Here is a 15,409-nt window from a genome sequence, read left to right on the forward strand (position 1 = left end):
AAGAGATCAGGCAAAACGCTATTTAATTATCGATGTAGTATCACTAGTTTTTTTATTTACAATTGTATTAAGTTCGAATTCTCCAATACCGTTAATAGCTAAAATAATTATCCTTATACTCTTTTTATTAGCCTTATATATTGCTTTATGGTTTAAAGATTGGCGTTTACTGTTAGCTTCTTTACTAGGCTTTACGCTTATTATCATACTGGGTATTTATGAAGGATCTACTATGTTATTATTTGGATTTACATTTGCTGATTTGATTGGGCGAGCTAAAAAGAAATGGCATATTGCTATAGGAATGTTTGCCATTGCCCTTATGTTTTTGATCGTTATTTGGTTTGAATCAGGAGCATCGTTCAAATTAAAATCCCAAGCAATAATACCTATTATGATCATTCAGCTATTACTTCCAATGCTAATTTTTTACGTCGAAAAGTCCAAAAAATTACAATCGGAATTAACAGTGGTAAATACCCAGCTTGTTCAGCAAGAAGAAAGACAACGTATTGCGAGAGACCTTCACGATACACTTGGTCATACATTGACAATGATTAAAATAAAAACCGAACTAACATCAAAATTAGTCGATAAGGATACGATGCGTGTGAAAGATGAGTTAAATGATATTTTAGCAACAACAAGAACAGCACTAAAGCAAGTAAGAGAATTAGTATCCGATATGAATTTTATTTCGTTAGAAAGTGAGCTTATTCATTGTAAACAGCATTTACAAACAGCGGATATTTCAATAAATATCAATAATAACTGTCCAAAGCTTCTCCTAGCGAGTGTGGAAGAAACGATGCTGTCCTTATGTCTGCGGGAAGCAACTACAAATATTATTAAACATAGTCAAGCAAAAAAATGCCAAATCGATATCAATACTATAAATGGAATTTTAAAAATAAATATTATTGACGATGGTGTCGGCTTACATATCCAAGGGCATGGGAATGGACTTTCATCGATGAAAGAAAGAATGAATGCTCTTCTAGGAACTGCTTCCATTGAGAATTTACCGACAGATGGAACAATTGTGACGTTAACACTGCCTATCCAACACTACAGATTGGAGCAAACTACATGATACGAGTATTACTAGCAGAAGATCAACAAATGTTACGTGGTGCCTTGACTTCCTTGTTGTCGTTTGAGCCTGATATAAAAGTGATCGCAGAAGTTTCAGATGGTCAAAAAGCGTGGGAATTTATTCAACATGAGCTACCAGATGTATGTGTTTTGGACATCGAAATGCCGAATCTTTCTGGGCTTGACCTTGCTGAAAAAATTAAACAGGCCAATTTACCATGCAAGGTGATGATTGTCACTACCTTCGCACGCCCTGGCTATTTACAAAAAGCGATGGATTGTGGGGTACATGGTTATTTATTAAAAGATGAACCTATAGACTTTTTAATTGAAACAATAAGAAAAGTCATGCATGGTGAAAAGGTCGTCAGCAGAGATTTAGCGGCTACGTTGTTTATGAAAGAACAGAATCCATTAAATGAACGTGAAATTGCTGTTCTGCAGCTTGTAAAAGAAGGACTCACAACAAATGAGATTAGTAAAAAACTATTTTTAACGAAAGGTACTATTCGAAACTATTTATCCACCTCTATTCAAAAACTTCGAGTCGAGTCTAGACAACAAGCTGCTCAAGTCGCCAGTGATAAAGGGTGGCTATAGAAAAGAATCTCGTCACCAGTCGTGACGAGATTTTTTACATGTTAGAATCCTAAGATGTAAAATTTGGTATCTACTAAAAGATTCTTTATTTCGCTTTTAAGACTATATTTGTCGCTGTAGCCCAGTTGTTTAATGGGACAACTGTATAATTTACATTTGCTTTGAATATACCACCGTTCGCAATATCAAAAATGCCTACTGCACCTTTACGTGATGAGTATCGATATTGCGCTTGAAGTGAACTACCATCATTTCCTCGTAATTCTACACTTCTACCTGCAAACAAATCAGTTTGAGGATCATTTGTTAGCTGTAATTCAAATGATTTATTATCAACAGCTTTGGCAGACTGAAGCGTAAATGGAATCATTTCTTTTGCTAAAAAGCTTTTTTCATCAATTTCAGCCCATTCAGCGTTAATACGATATGTGACACCAGGCTTCAGTTTTTTCCCTTCAGGTAGTCTAAACTGAGGAGCTTGTTTGCCATCTGCAGCTTGTGTAAATGGTACATAATTTGCTACAAACTCTTCCCCTTCGCTTGATTTCACAGTAACATAGCGATCACGCAAGGAAGATATAATATCGAAGCGTGTACCATTAGCATCTCGATTATGACGATCTAAGCTAAAAGCTAGATTTCCACGACCTGCACGATACGCTTCAATAATATTTGCATAATCAACAACGCCATCCTCTTGGAAAGACTCCAATATAAATGTATCGTTTGTCACTTGCGCTACATTACGAACAAATACTTTCTCATCAGTTCCCTCAAACATTTTTTTGCGCTGTTCTTTATAGCTCAACGTATACATATAGTCATCTTTCTGGAATGTTACAGGTACAATATATATACTCTTTGAACCAGTCATTAATCGTGGAACATTGACAATCTCTAAGTCACCATTAAATATGAAATGTTTTTTAATCGCTTCTAAATTATTCAGATCTACATCCTCTGCTGCTAACGGCTTGTTAAACGTAATTTGCAGCGTCATTGTGTTTAATGACTTAATGTTTGTAATCTTTGCTACTTGTTCATTTTTAGGGCTTGCTACTGAGTGATTCCCTGCTGCTTCTACACTTAAAGGCTCGTTAAATGTTACAAGGCCAGCTGATAATACCAAAAGTGCTAATGCTGCTGGGACAATACGTTTTCTTAATTTCATCTTTAAATCTCTCCTTTACTTGTGCAAGTTGTTTACAAGATTTATCATAAGATCCATCTCTAAACTGCCAATAAATAAACTATTAAAAAACTATTAAAAAATAAAAAAATTAATTTAATAATACAAAAGAAACCATAAAAAAACTGTAGATCAACTCAGCATCAAGTTCATCTACAGTTTAGTTTTTATACCGCCCCTGCTGCGTTGAGAATCTTTTCAATCTCCTTGAATCCTCGTTTTTTAGCATGTTGTAACGGGGTCACATTATTATCATCTGCTATATTAACATCTGCACCATGTTCGATTAACAATTGAATCGTTTTTTGCTGTGTTGGATTACCATCATTTAAAATGATCGCCTCCATGAGCGCAGTCCATCCCAAATGATTGACATGATTAACGTCAATTTGTGTATTGGTCAATAATTCTTTTATAACCTCAATATGCCCGTGCTCTGCAGCAGGGATTAATGCCGTTCCCCCATATCTATTCGTAATCTTAGGGTCTGCACCAGCTTGAATAGTCATCTTTAAAATATCAAGGTATCCTTCTCCACCTGCATAAAGGAAAGGTGTGTTCAGCATTTTATCCTGAATGTTCACATCAGCTCCTGCGTCTATTAATAGTTTTGCCGCCTCGACATTATTCTTATACGTAGCAATCATCAATGCTGTCCGATTGTTTGAGTCCTTTGCATTGATATCGACTTTTTTATTCAAAATACTTTGGAGTTCGGTGATGTTACCTTTTTCTACTGCTTTGAACAATTCACTAGTTGATTCCTTTTTCAAAATTTCACTACCCCCTTTGCTATTATACAAAGCCCCCGTTTCATTTGAGGCACAGCCTTGAAGGATAAATAATAACGCCAACATAACCACCTTCATGTTTGTCACCATTAAACACCTCTTCTAACGACATTTTTTAATACCTCCCATAGTTTAAGTGTTAATGCTAAATTATCCATTAATGATTTCTTAAAAAAGTCTAAAAATTTTCAAGAAAAAATAACTCTTCACCTAACAACGAGATATTTTCGTTAGACATTTAACCGGTACCCAGCTCCCCAAACGGTTTCCAAAAACTTGGGCTGTGCAGGGTCCCGTTCAATTTTTTCACGCAGTTTTCTAATATGAACAGTCACTGTCGAAACATCTGCTGCTGACTCATAGCCCCAATTTCTTTCATAGAGTTGCTCCTTGCTTAGCACTTGATTGGGATGTCTGAAAAAAAAGACAAGCAGATCAAATTCCTTTGTCGTAAAGGCAATATCTTCCCCATTGACAAAAACCTTTCTTGCAGAAGTATCAATGCTAATCCCATGAATAGAAATGATATTATTCGTTTGTTGATTACTTGCTAAACGTTCATATCTCGATAAATGTGCCTTCACTCTTGCAACAAGCTCACTTGGACTAAATGGCTTCGTAATATAGTCATCCGCACCTAGTCCAAGTCCTCGTATTTTGTCTATGTCCTCTTTTTTTGCTGAGACAAACAGTATTGGAATATTGTGAACTGCACGAATCTGTTTGCAAATCTCAAACCCATTCATTCCAGGAAGCATAATATCTAAAATAATTAAATCATATTGTCCCTGAAGAGCCTCTTTGAGTCCGGCCTCACCATTATGTTCCATAACAACTGAAAAACTATTAATCTCTAAATAATCTCTTTGGAGCTCAGCAATGCTCACTTCATCTTCAATTAGTAATATTTTTTTCACTGTTTCTCACCTTTTCCTCAGCCTTTTTCAATGAAAAGAAAATGCTTGTTCCCTTACTTAATTCACTAGTTACCCAAATGTCTCCATCCATTTCAAGGACAATTTGTTTAGCAATGGCCAATCCTAAACCACTACCACCCGTTTGCGAATTTCTTGATGGCTCAGCCCGATAAAAACGATCAAAAATTAAAGGTAATGCATTCGGATCAATACCTATTCCATTATCCATTACTTGAATGACCACTTCATCTGATTTTTCTAACAGTGAAATAGTTATTTGCTTTTCTTGCTTATCCATATATTTTTCACTATTGCTCAATAAATTCGCCAATACGCGACGTAATTTATCGCGATCAGCCATAACATAAAGTGGTTTATTAAACGAAGTATATTGTACATGGATCTCTCTAGATACTAAGTCGAAGCTTGCTTCTTCTACGTAATCCCTTATATATTGATGAAGGTCTATTGTTTCAACATTAAATGGTAGTTTCTTCAAATCCAGCTTTGAAAATAAAAAAAGTTCATCAATTAATAAATCCAGATCCTTCGCTTTTGTATAGATGGTAGTTAAATATTTATCCATTTTTTCTTCTGTATTCGCCACACCATCTTTTATCCCCTCTACATAGCCAATAATAGATGTAATAGGTGTTTTTAAATCATGTGAAATATTTGACAGTAGTTCTTTGCGGTTTTCTTCATATTGTAACTGCAATTGTACGGAATCCTTTAACTTGATTCTCATTTCCTCGAAGGAGCGATTTAATTGACCAATTTCATCATTCGAATGGACATTAATGGCAAAGTTTAAATCTCCAGATTTAATACGTTTAGCTCCCTCTTTTAGAGTTGATATCGGTTTGATAATACTTCTAGATACTAAATAATTTAATAATCCAATAATCATCATAAAAAATAAAAATAATATACCTAAAAGTATTGGAAGCAGCTCTCTAATTACTTCCGCATGGGAGCTAACTTGTTTTAAAACAAAAATACTTCCCTCTGTGTCATCAGGAAAATAAAAATCGAACTTTACATACGTATAAAATGAATTCTCCATCATAATCGTGTCGCGTGTATTAATATTCGTTGCTTCAAAGCCTGGAAGACTATTCAGTAACATCTGTTCATGATTAGAATGCGAAGTATAAATAAGCTGATGATCTTTTCTTACTACAATTCCAATTGAAGAATCGCCAATTTTCTGAAGCTGTTCAATATCCAATAACTGCTGGGGACTATTTTTGGCAAGTACCTTTAAATCCAGAAATGCGCTCTCCTCAACTGTTGTTAAAGGTTTTTGCACATAGGATTTTTTGTAAAAATGCTCAATGGCCTTTACATCACCTGTAATCGCAAATGAAAATAAAAACCCTGCAGCTATTAATAGTGTGATAGCTATTATGATTACAGCTACATAAGATAGCAAAAACCTTGTTTTAATGGACATGCTCTTCCTCCCGTAAGTTAAACTAAAAAAACTTTACCATACAAATCTTAAAACTTTATAAAATGACCTTAAAAAAATAAAAAACTCTATTTAAAGGAACTTTAAGTAAAAAAGCGACACTGCTATCCTCTCATTTGAAGGAGTATGCAGTATCGCTACAATTTTAATTTACATCTTTTTTTGCTAATTTATTTTTAGACACCAAATTTATAATTAATTCTACAAGGACGACAGCAATTAAAGAAAGTCCAAATAGTGGCATCAATATTCCTAAAATGATCATGAAAATGATAAAAGGAATAGATACCTTTTGAGAGATTTTAGGTGGTGCAGATAGTATACCTTGTTTCTTTCGCAGTAGCCATGTTCTGAATCCCCAAGCAATAACTACTAAAAATGCTAGACATACTAGTAAATTGATTAATTTATTTGGCCAACCAAACAAATGACCTTCATGTAAAGGAATACCCCATGTGAACCATTTTGCAAGAATGCCATAGTCCTCATAGCCAACCTTGTCTATGAATTTCCCGCTATATTGATCAAAATACATTGTCGTTTCATCATCCGGGCTAACATCAAGACCTGTGACACCTGTGTTACTAGATTTTGCAACTGTATAGACACCGTCTTCGCTAGTAGGATAAATAATAGCGTATGGTTTTGAGATATTCATTGCATCAATTTCTTGTTGTAGCTTTTCCACACTGAGTTGGTTAGGGTTAGCAACAAAGCCTGTATTTCCTCCCCCGTGATGGGCTGCATGAGCCGAGTCTGACGCTGGAGGAGTTTCTTGACGAGTAGCCCAAGGAATCTCACTTACATCAGATGTAGGTGGCTGCTGTTGCAATAATGGCGTCCCGAAAGAAGGATAATCTTGTGAAGCTTGGTAAATATATTTCCCCATAAATGCAGACCATGGTAAGCCTGTGAAAATAATAACTAGCATTGGAATCGTAATAATTGTACCAACAAGGGCATGGAACTTTCTACTCTTTTGACGTTTGTTTGTCTGCTTTGTTTTCTTTAGTAATTTTCCTTTGAACGTCATGTAAATGCCTGAAAGCATTAAAAAGATTGCCCAGCACGCAGCTAATTCAACTAAATAATTGACAAACGTTCCCCCAATAAATAAGGAACTATGGATATTTCTAATAATATTCCCAAATGTGTAGCCAGCATCTTGACCACCAATAATTTGGTTATGATCATCTAAAAACACATATTTTTCTTTGCCATCTGCATTTTTCATCGATAAACGTGTATTGTAAGGCTCTTCTAACTCAATAATTTTATTTGTTTTGTAGCCAGCATATGATTCTTCTGCAAGTTTAACAGCATCATCAATAGATTGTACCTCGGTTTTTCCACTTTCACCAAAAAAGTATTTATCATATAACTTATTTTCAACATCAGTATAAAATAAATAGCCTATACCACTTAATGTAAGTGAAATAAGCAGTGGCGTAATAAATAATGCGGCATAAAAGTGCGTTCGCCAAAAGCTCTGATAAAATGTGTTTTTCATGTTGTATTCTCCAATCTATTTAATCAATTTCGCCTTGGCGTAATTGTAGCTGTCGCTTTGCTTTCGCGCAGAAAACAATGCGTCCAGATTTTGAATTGTGCATAGAACTGCAGTTGTTTTTTGTGAGAAAGCGCAGTACTAACGTAGCGTCAGCAAAAGGTCTTGGTTTTGTCTGTGCGAAAGCGAAGCGTCAGCAACAACACGAGGGCCGATACGATGTCGGTCATTTCAGTAATGCCACAGGACGTGGCGTTTTTACCGATGCAGGTCAGTTAACCGTTTTCGTAGGATGCGAAGGTTTTAGGTTAACATCCTTAAATTCTTTCCTTTCAAAATCCGTGACATCCACCGAAGGCATTATTTTTATTCAGTAGATGTTCGGGCATCCGCTGAATAAGATCCACATCTGCATTCATCCACCATCTACAGAGATGGTAGTCTTCATAAAAAAAATCACTGAATAAAGATAAGCACAAAATTATTATATAGATAAAAAGTGAAATATGAATGAAGTACTAGGGATTATTTTATGACAATTATATGTATTCCTATTAATATAATCAGTTTATAAGAAATAAAAAGTAGCCAAACGTAATCATTTCAGGTTTGGCTACTCTACTTTTCTATAAAATCATCTAAGCTTATTTAACTAGTAATATCGGCATTACCATCAATAACACCTCATACAAGTAAATGGATAAATTCAGGGAATATATTAACGTATTTTCACTTTATCCAATTAGTTCTTTCATTACATTCTTATATGCTGTTAAGATATCATTTTTATGAACAGCATCCTGCCCTACATACTGTTCAACGAGCTCCCCTAATGTTTGAGAAGTACTTGTATACTGCTTTTCCATGATTTCAAATTTTAACAGACTTTCATAATACTCGATAACTTGTGGATTCATGTGTAACACTCCTTTATTTTTAGCATAAAAAAACATCTTTCCCTCTACAGAAAGATGTCTACTATGACAAATACACGACATAATACGGTGATTGCCACCACAAATCAATTACGCCTTGGCGTAATTGCGTCCGGATTTTGAATTGTGCCCGCACAATTCTTTCCTTTTAAAATCCGTGACATCCGCCGGAAGCTTATCTTCATTCAATAGGCGTTGGGAAACCCATTAAAAAAGATCTATACCTGCATTCATTCACCACCTTAAAAGGTGAGAGTCTCTGAATGAAGATAAGACTTTCTATTAGTAATAGAAGCTTGCTTCTCAGCAATCATCGTACTATGAGCATGCAGGAGAAGTTCTCTAGTCACACTCAACACCCCCTATCCTCGTAGGTTTTTTGGTTGTACTAGATAAAGGCAGGTCTCCTGGCTTATGTTCATCACACTTTTCACCTTCCCATTACAAGTCGTAACAGTGGTCTTTTGAAACGTGCTCCCATTTACAGTTGCGGGACAGCGTCGGATTTGCACCGATCTTCCCTTTTAAACAAATCAAAATATGATTTGTACCTCTATCTTATTATTCCGTTTTTATTATTATACCATAGTGGTTTGTGTACATTGTCACCTTTCTATCAGTGTAAACAACACTAATTTATCGGTAACAGTGGGTATACCTACATTACGCTCACATCTAAATTGAACTTCCCCAATACCCTCCGACATTCATGGCACCATACTAAGCAATAAGGGGGCATCCACACACTCAAGATAGCTTACGACGTTTTCACAACTCTACAGAGGTATCGGATACTTGCATAACCTCAAAATAAAAACGAGATAAACACATCGTTCACCTCGCTCCTTTACTACTCTTATTGATCTGTTTGTTTTTGCTTCTTTTTCAAATACTCCGCACGTATTTTTTCAAGTTGCTGCTTTTTATCAAATTGGGCAGGCTTGTTCTTTTCATGATACTTTGTCACAGCTACCTTACCTTTGGTATCCAATTGATATTTCCCCACTTTGTTCACCTACTTTTCTTGTCTTGAAAGAGAAACTATTCAACTTTGTACCTCTATCTTATTATTCCGTTTTTATTATTATACCATAGCGTCTTGTGTTAATAAGTCCTTCTATCTTTTATCCAATGTGTATCCACCATCGTTAAAATAAACTTGTAAATTAAGGGATATTTTGTTATTTCGTTATTTGTTATCCAACTAACTAATAACTAAAGAGGTGAAAACCAATGGCAAAACCTATTGGTATCGAAATGTCTGATTTATTAACGGCTGCCAAGCAAAGTTTAGTGGAAAAAGGGATTGAAAAATTCACATTATATGTTGTTGCTGAGCAAGCCGGGGTGACACAAGGAACTATTTATTTGGCTTGTAGCAAGTGCTGTATTCCGATTAATGGGGAATTACTTTTTTATCCTTGAAAAACCTTTATTCATGATAGCCACTTTCATTATAGCTATTCCACTCATTTTGATAGCGACTATACCTATTTATTCTTTGAAAAAGATAAACGGTACTGATCGATTACTGGCTGCTATTTTCGCCTCATGGCTTCTATGGGCCTATTCCCTAATACTTATTACAGGTGTTACAACGGTATCATTCGTGAGGAAGAATACTATTCATTCGTGAAAATCAAATATGCCTCGGCATATTTGGTCCGGAATCGCCTTTGTGCTTAGGTCTGCAGATGTTTTTTGTGCGAAAGCGCCGTGCTAACGTAGCGACAGCGAAAGGTCTTGGTTTTGTCTGCGCGAAAGCGAAGCGTCAGCAACGACACGAGGGCCTACACGATGTCGGTCATTTCGGTAATGCCACAGGACGTGGCGTTATTACCGATGCAGGTCAGTTAGCCGATATCGCATGGATGCGATGATTTTAGGCTAACATCCCCTAAGCACTTCTTTCCGATTCAGTGACATCTGTCGGAGGCTTTAGTCCGACAGGATGTGAAGTTCTTAGCCTAAGTTCCTCTATTTCAGCATTTTTTAGACACCCGCTGAAAGAAATTAAAGGGTTTTCCATTATTATCCTAGAATTAAGTATTGATTGAATTAAAGGAGGAGAACAAATGGTTATAGGCTTACATCACGTTCAAATAACAATTCCAAAAGGTGAAGAAGAAAAAGGGAAACATTTTTACTGTCAAGTTTTAGGACTAAAAGAACTTGAAAAGCCAGATTCGCTTAAAGGACGAGGTGGGTTTTGGTTACAAGTCGGCAATAAAGAGGTACATGTAGGAACAGAAGATGGCTTTGATAGATTGACGACTAAGGCTCATATCGCCTATCAAGTTGAAAATATAGGTGAGTGGAAAAAGACATTAATCGAACATCATATAGAAATTTTTGACTCAGTTGCTATTCCTCATTTTGAACGCTTTGAATTTAGAGATCCATTCGGTAATAGAGTAGAGATGATTCAGGAAATTTAAAGCAACAGTTGAATAGAAGTTAATTTCTATTCAACTGGCATTTTTAAAAAAATATGATGGTGAGTATCACATGACAGTCGTTTTAACAAATGTCATCTAACTTTTGAATTTTATCGTCATCCGCCGTCTAAAAAACAAAAATGATAACCTGATTATCGCTAAATATTTCATGCTGAGTGTATCGTCGTTTCCCCCTCTGTCATGGCTTTTACTACCCTATGACCTTTCGATTCTAGCAATTACTTCACCCAACTGAAACATTTGTAATATAACTGTAAATTAAGGCGATGAAGCCTTTTGTATCAGGTGTTTACAGTGAATTCCCATCCACCGTGGTAACAATTACCTCAAAGAAGCCTTACTTTTTCATGCTACGATTAATTCCAGAGAAAAGCCAAAACAGGATTAAACTTAACAAATAGCTTCAGGAGGAACTTAACATCATGAATAAAAAATTTTTAACAACAACATTAGCATTATCGATAGGTTTTAGTACATTGGGAATAGTGCAACCAACTGTTCACCCAGTAGAAGTAGAGGCTGCAACAACTAATAACTCTCAGGCTGTTGCTGCGAAAGCAGATCAACTAATTCAAACTGGTAAAAGCTTAATTGGTAAGGCGACATACAGTAATACAACATACAAGGCTACGTATCCATATAAGTTTTCTTGTGCATCTTTTATCATGTACATTTTCGAGAAAAATGGTATAGATATTGGAACTTACAATGAAGATTATATGATGCAACAAGGGACTTACGTGGCAAAGAATCAATTACAAAAAGGCGATTTACTTTTCTTTAAGAGTAAAAAAACAGGAACAGATCCTGATCATGTAGGAATGTATATTGGCAACAATAAAATGATTCACATGGCTGATCCTAAGCAAAATATCGTTATTTCGGATTTAAACAGTAAACCATATTATACTGATAATTATGTTACTGCTCGTAGAGTATTACCTACACTACTTTCAGCTAATCCTGCAACGAAAGGCGATAAAATTGTTGAAAACGCCTTTAATTATAAAAATAAAGTAACGATCAGCTCTACAAATAATGAAGCAAGTCTTCGCTTTACAGCGCCAGGATTTGTAGACTTTGTTTATCGCAAGAGTGGAGTTAAACTTGGTACAACCAATTTAAAGGATCTGATGAATGCTGGCACAACAGTTTCACGTGCTAATTTAAAAAAGGGTGACTTAGTGTTCTTTAATAGTGTTGTAGGCTCTAAAACCCCTTCACTAGTAGCTATCTATGCAGGTGATCACCGTATTATCATTCCAAGTTCTAGTGGTATCACTACAAGAGTACTAATGGTTGATTATTACAAAGAGCATTATATTACAGCAAAACGTGTTTTTTAAGACCGCTCTAAATTGTATGTAGAAAAAAGAAGCATTCCTTAAGGAAGCTTCTTTTTCTTTTATCTATTTTTTAACTGATTCGCAAATTCAATCATAGATTTGCTAGACATTGGTCCTTTAATAAGTACGATGGTTTCACTATCGAGCTTAGTCTTTAGTACATCTAATACTCCTGAAACATCTTTAAACATATGAACGTCTGCCTTCGTACCTTCCTTCAACGCTTGTTTCGCGATATTTTCTGCTCTTTTGCCAATAGTAATAAGTGTATCAATAGTTCTTTTCGCGACCATTGTGCCAATCTCTCGATGATATTTTTCTTCGAAGTTACCTAATCTCTTTATGTCGCCTAAAATAAGAATTACTTTTTTCCCTTCTCCTATCGTATCTAACACCTTTAGTGCCGCTTCAACAGAAGTTGGGTTATTTGTCCAAGTATCATCTACGATTGTACTTTCACCAATCCCTGTTGAGAACTCTAAGTGTCTTGCCATCGCTTTAAACGTTTTTAAATGCGAAATTGCGATTTCAATGGAAAGTCCCATTTCCTTTACAGCAGCTATAGCCGCTAACGCATTATATACTTGGTGTTCACCGTATCCTGGAACAGACACTTCATATTGGTTATTTGACACTTTTAGTACAAATTGCATGCCGTTCTCTGTGAATTGTATTTTCGTAGCTTGATAATCTGATTTTTCGTGAACGCCAAAAGTAATCAACTTCCCTTTAAATTTGCGCAAGGGGATCTTTTTAGTGTTTTCATCATCACTATTAATGATTAGTGTGCCATCTTTTTTTATTCCTTCTAAAATTTCTGCCTTTGCTTTTATATACCCATCAAGATTTATACATCCGTCTAAATGATGGACACCGATATTCGTAATAATACCAATCGTAGGCTGATAAATCATACATTGGTGTTTAATATTTCCGATATTGCCCAAACCTAATTCAAATATAGCTGCTTTTGTCTTCTGATTGATTCCAGTCAAGTATGGCAGGGATTGCCGAGGCTCATTTTTACTACTTACAGATGCTTGAACATCCCATTCCTTACTAGTAATGTGTTTAATCATTTCTTTCGTAGTAGTTTTCCCACATGTTCCGGTTAAAGCAACGACTGGTATTTCAAATAGATTTCTGTAATATTCTATGAATTTCCAATAGGACTGCACAATACTCCTGACGCGTATAACAGTTGTATTTTCCAGCGCATTTTTCAATTCTTCTGATGATTTATCCGAAATGACTAGAGATGGCCCCTTTCGATCTATCTCTTGCCAGTTGATGGTATCCCTTTTACTAACAAACATAAGTGTATGATTTTGTGTAAGCTCATGTCGGTTGTAATAAATTGCATGTTTAACAGACCAGCGTTCAGAACCGCTTAATAATTCTCCTTGCAATAGTTTTCTTATCTCATGCACACTGATATGTTGCAAGTTAACTTCGCCTCCTTTCTATAAAGTGTATTTCTAAATAAATGAGCGATAAATGAGCAACCTTCCGCCTTTTTTCAATCGGCTATAGGTATGCTCAATCTAGTAAATGATGAAAAACAACATGTAATCAGGTGGATAAAATTAATCTATTTAGAAGAAGATGGTTTATTTATTTTTAAATCATCTGCCAACTTTGAAACTTCCTTGCTATACATATCTCCTTTAATAAGAAGGATTGTATTTTCATCAACAATTTCTTCTAACAATTGATAAACACGCGTACTATTTTTAAAAGTATAAACAGGTGAACTTAATCCTAAATCAACGGCATGATGCGCCATAATGCTTGCATGTTCCCCTATAGTAATGAGTACATCTACCCCTATTTGACTAATTAATTCTCCCGCTTGCTCGTGAATGATATATCCCCAAGATCCTAAATCTGTAATCGTTCCAATGATGGCAATCTTTTTTTTCCCTTCTCCGAGCGCATTTAAAACCTTTAACCCTGCCTCCAAAGAAGTAGTTGTAATATTCCATGTATCATCTATTAATATGGAATTATTAATGCCTTTAAACACTTGAAGCTGCTTATTCAATTTTTGGTATGTTTGCAGTTGTTCAGCTGCTAACGAAATCGGCAGACCCATTTCATAAATAGCTGCAATCGCAGCAAGCGCATTATATACTTGGTGCTCGCCAAAACCTGGTACAAAAATTTCATAGAGCTGCTTCTTGTGATGAACGTTGAACAGCATACCATTTTTGTGGTAACGAATATTACTTGCTCGAAAATCACAGGATGCATGCTTGCCTATTTTAATGATACAGCCGTGAAACTTCGATAAATCTAATTTACTTGTGTTAATATCCTCAGCATTAAGGATTAATGCGCCTGTAGGACTAATAATGTCCAACATTTCAGCCTTTGCTTGGATATATCCCTCCAACGTTTTACAATAATTTAAATGGTGTGCCCCTATATTTGTAATAATCCCGATAGTTGGCTTGAAATATTCTCCTGCAATCCGGATGTCTCCCGGTGAACCAACAGCAGTTTCAAAAACGGCTGCTTCGGTACGATCATCAATATTCAGTAAATATTGTAAAGAAGCCGTTCTAGAATTACTGCTAAGTGTCGTAGCTGTTACATTTTTTTTGGCAGAAAGTATATGTTTAATCATTTCTTTTGTTGTCGATTTACCAGATGTACCAGTAATGGCTACAATCGGAAGTTTAAATTGACTTCGATAAAAGTTCACAAATTTCCAATAGGCCTCGTCTGTATTTGTTACTTTAATGATGATTATTTGCTCAGGTACTTCATTTTTTCTATAAAATCTATCGGTTACAAGTACTAAAGGATAAAATGGCTTAAGTTTTTCCCAGTTGACAATAGGCTTACTCGTAAAAAGGACTGTATTAGGTCTTTTAACTTGCTTTAGTCGATATGCCCCATGTTGAATCAACACTTCCTCCGACCCTTGTACTAAATGACCTGCAGTTATCGCTTTTAAATTCTGCACCGTAAGAGGCTTCATATCAATCTCCCCTCCTTTCCTTTCTAGTATATGTAACTTCTTTAAAGTTGCTTGGATGTAGACAAGATACATAACTAGAGGAAATCTATTTGTTCGCATATATATATAGG

The 15,409-nt window shown here is 35.6% G+C and carries 17 protein-coding genes and 1 riboswitch; of the genes, 8 read left to right on the top strand and 9 right to left on the bottom strand.

Translation table 11 applies throughout. The annotated features are described in order from the left end of the window. Positions 1 to 232: 232 nt before the first annotated feature. Both ACVYAD_RS03475 and ACVYAD_RS03480 read left to right on the top strand, forming a co-directional pair. The gene (locus ACVYAD_RS03475) at positions 233 to 1,093 is read left to right on the top strand and encodes a sensor histidine kinase (protein WP_476424632.1); all 861 of its coding nucleotides are present in this window, start codon (positions 233 to 235) and stop codon (positions 1,091 to 1,093) included. Next, positions 1,090 to 1,695 carry a response regulator transcription factor gene (locus ACVYAD_RS03480; RefSeq protein WP_476424634.1) on the top strand — a complete coding sequence of 202 codons (606 nt, stop codon included), beginning with the start codon at positions 1,090 to 1,092 and terminating at the stop codon, positions 1,693 to 1,695. Before ACVYAD_RS03475 ends, ACVYAD_RS03480 begins: the two co-directional genes overlap by 4 nt. Before the next feature lie 85 nt (positions 1,696 to 1,780). On the opposite strand, the gene ACVYAD_RS03485 is transcribed toward ACVYAD_RS03480, so the two are convergent. The 5 genes from ACVYAD_RS03485 to ACVYAD_RS03505 all read right to left on the bottom strand — a co-directional run bounded on the left by ACVYAD_RS03485 (position 1,781) and on the right by ACVYAD_RS03505 (position 7,576). After that, positions 1,781 to 2,866, bottom strand: a complete 1,086-nt coding sequence (locus tag ACVYAD_RS03485; protein ID WP_476424636.1) for a hypothetical protein — start codon at positions 2,864 to 2,866, stop codon at positions 1,781 to 1,783. Positions 2,867 to 3,051: 185 nt separating this feature from the next. Further along, positions 3,052 to 3,765, bottom strand: a complete 714-nt coding sequence (locus ACVYAD_RS03490; RefSeq protein WP_476424637.1) for an ankyrin repeat domain-containing protein — start codon at positions 3,763 to 3,765, stop codon at positions 3,052 to 3,054. Positions 3,766 to 3,905: 140 nt separating this feature from the next. Then, positions 3,906 to 4,592: a response regulator transcription factor gene (locus ACVYAD_RS03495; RefSeq protein WP_349658618.1), complete on the bottom strand. Its 687-nt coding sequence runs from the start codon at positions 4,590 to 4,592 to the stop codon at positions 3,906 to 3,908. Then, positions 4,570 to 6,048, bottom strand: coding sequence for a sensor histidine kinase (locus ACVYAD_RS03500; protein ID WP_349658619.1), 1,479 nt, complete (start codon positions 6,046 to 6,048; stop codon positions 4,570 to 4,572). The genes ACVYAD_RS03495 and ACVYAD_RS03500 overlap by 23 nt, the downstream gene beginning before the upstream one ends. Positions 6,049 to 6,211: 163 nt before the next feature. Further along, positions 6,212 to 7,576, bottom strand: a complete 1,365-nt coding sequence (locus ACVYAD_RS03505; protein ID WP_476424639.1) for a PepSY-associated TM helix domain-containing protein — start codon at positions 7,574 to 7,576, stop codon at positions 6,212 to 6,214. A gap of 122 nt (positions 7,577 to 7,698) precedes the next feature. Between ACVYAD_RS03505 and ACVYAD_RS03510 the strand changes: the two genes are divergently transcribed. Continuing rightward, positions 7,699 to 7,950, top strand: coding sequence for a hypothetical protein (locus ACVYAD_RS03510; RefSeq protein ID WP_476424640.1), 252 nt, complete (start codon positions 7,699 to 7,701; stop codon positions 7,948 to 7,950). A 357-nt stretch (positions 7,951 to 8,307) separates the two neighbouring features. Here ACVYAD_RS03510 and ACVYAD_RS03515 read toward each other — a convergent pair whose 3' ends face one another. Both ACVYAD_RS03515 and ACVYAD_RS03520 read right to left on the bottom strand, forming a co-directional pair. After that, positions 8,308 to 8,490, bottom strand: coding sequence for a hypothetical protein (locus tag ACVYAD_RS03515; RefSeq protein ID WP_476424642.1), 183 nt, complete (start codon positions 8,488 to 8,490; stop codon positions 8,308 to 8,310). Between the two features lie 398 nt (positions 8,491 to 8,888). Beyond that, positions 8,889 to 9,078: riboswitch (cobalamin riboswitch) on the bottom strand. Between the two features lie 286 nt (positions 9,079 to 9,364). After that, entirely contained in the window at positions 9,365 to 9,499 is a 135-nt protein-coding gene (locus tag ACVYAD_RS03520) for a hypothetical protein (protein WP_386829743.1), read from the bottom strand. A gap of 242 nt (positions 9,500 to 9,741) precedes the next feature. On the opposite strand from ACVYAD_RS03520, the gene ACVYAD_RS03525 reads away from it, so the two are divergent. The 5 genes from ACVYAD_RS03525 (at position 9,742) to ACVYAD_RS03545 (ending at position 12,313) form a co-directional block, all read left to right on the top strand. After that, positions 9,742 to 9,933 carry a TetR/AcrR family transcriptional regulator gene (locus ACVYAD_RS03525; RefSeq protein WP_476424644.1) on the top strand — a complete coding sequence of 64 codons (192 nt, stop codon included), beginning with the start codon at positions 9,742 to 9,744 and terminating at the stop codon, positions 9,931 to 9,933. A 13-nt stretch (positions 9,934 to 9,946) separates the two neighbouring features. Then, positions 9,947 to 10,144, top strand: coding sequence for a hypothetical protein (locus tag ACVYAD_RS03530; RefSeq protein WP_476424926.1), 198 nt, complete (start codon positions 9,947 to 9,949; stop codon positions 10,142 to 10,144). Positions 10,145 to 10,211: 67 nt separating this feature from the next. Further along, positions 10,212 to 10,388 carry a hypothetical protein gene (locus ACVYAD_RS03535; protein ID WP_476424646.1) on the top strand — a complete coding sequence of 59 codons (177 nt, stop codon included), beginning with the start codon at positions 10,212 to 10,214 and terminating at the stop codon, positions 10,386 to 10,388. Positions 10,389 to 10,583: 195 nt separating this feature from the next. After that, positions 10,584 to 10,946, top strand: a complete 363-nt coding sequence (locus ACVYAD_RS03540; RefSeq protein ID WP_476424647.1) for a VOC family protein — start codon at positions 10,584 to 10,586, stop codon at positions 10,944 to 10,946. Positions 10,947 to 11,389: 443 nt separating this feature from the next. Continuing rightward, complete coding sequence (locus ACVYAD_RS03545; protein ID WP_476424649.1) at positions 11,390 to 12,313, top strand: C40 family peptidase; 924 nt, start codon at positions 11,390 to 11,392, stop codon at positions 12,311 to 12,313. A 59-nt stretch (positions 12,314 to 12,372) separates the two neighbouring features. On the opposite strand, the gene ACVYAD_RS03550 is transcribed toward ACVYAD_RS03545, so the two are convergent. Together ACVYAD_RS03550 and ACVYAD_RS03555 are read right to left on the bottom strand one after the other, a co-directional pair. Beyond that, positions 12,373 to 13,758, bottom strand: coding sequence for a UDP-N-acetylmuramoyl-tripeptide--D-alanyl-D-alanine ligase (locus ACVYAD_RS03550; protein ID WP_476424651.1), 1,386 nt, complete (start codon positions 13,756 to 13,758; stop codon positions 12,373 to 12,375). Between the two features lie 146 nt (positions 13,759 to 13,904). Continuing rightward, complete coding sequence (locus ACVYAD_RS03555) at positions 13,905 to 15,299, bottom strand: UDP-N-acetylmuramoyl-tripeptide--D-alanyl-D-alanine ligase (RefSeq protein ID WP_476424653.1); 1,395 nt, start codon at positions 15,297 to 15,299, stop codon at positions 13,905 to 13,907. Between the last annotated feature and the right edge of the window lie 110 nt (positions 15,300 to 15,409).

Source organism: Lysinibacillus sp. G1-3 (genome assembly GCF_056322905.1).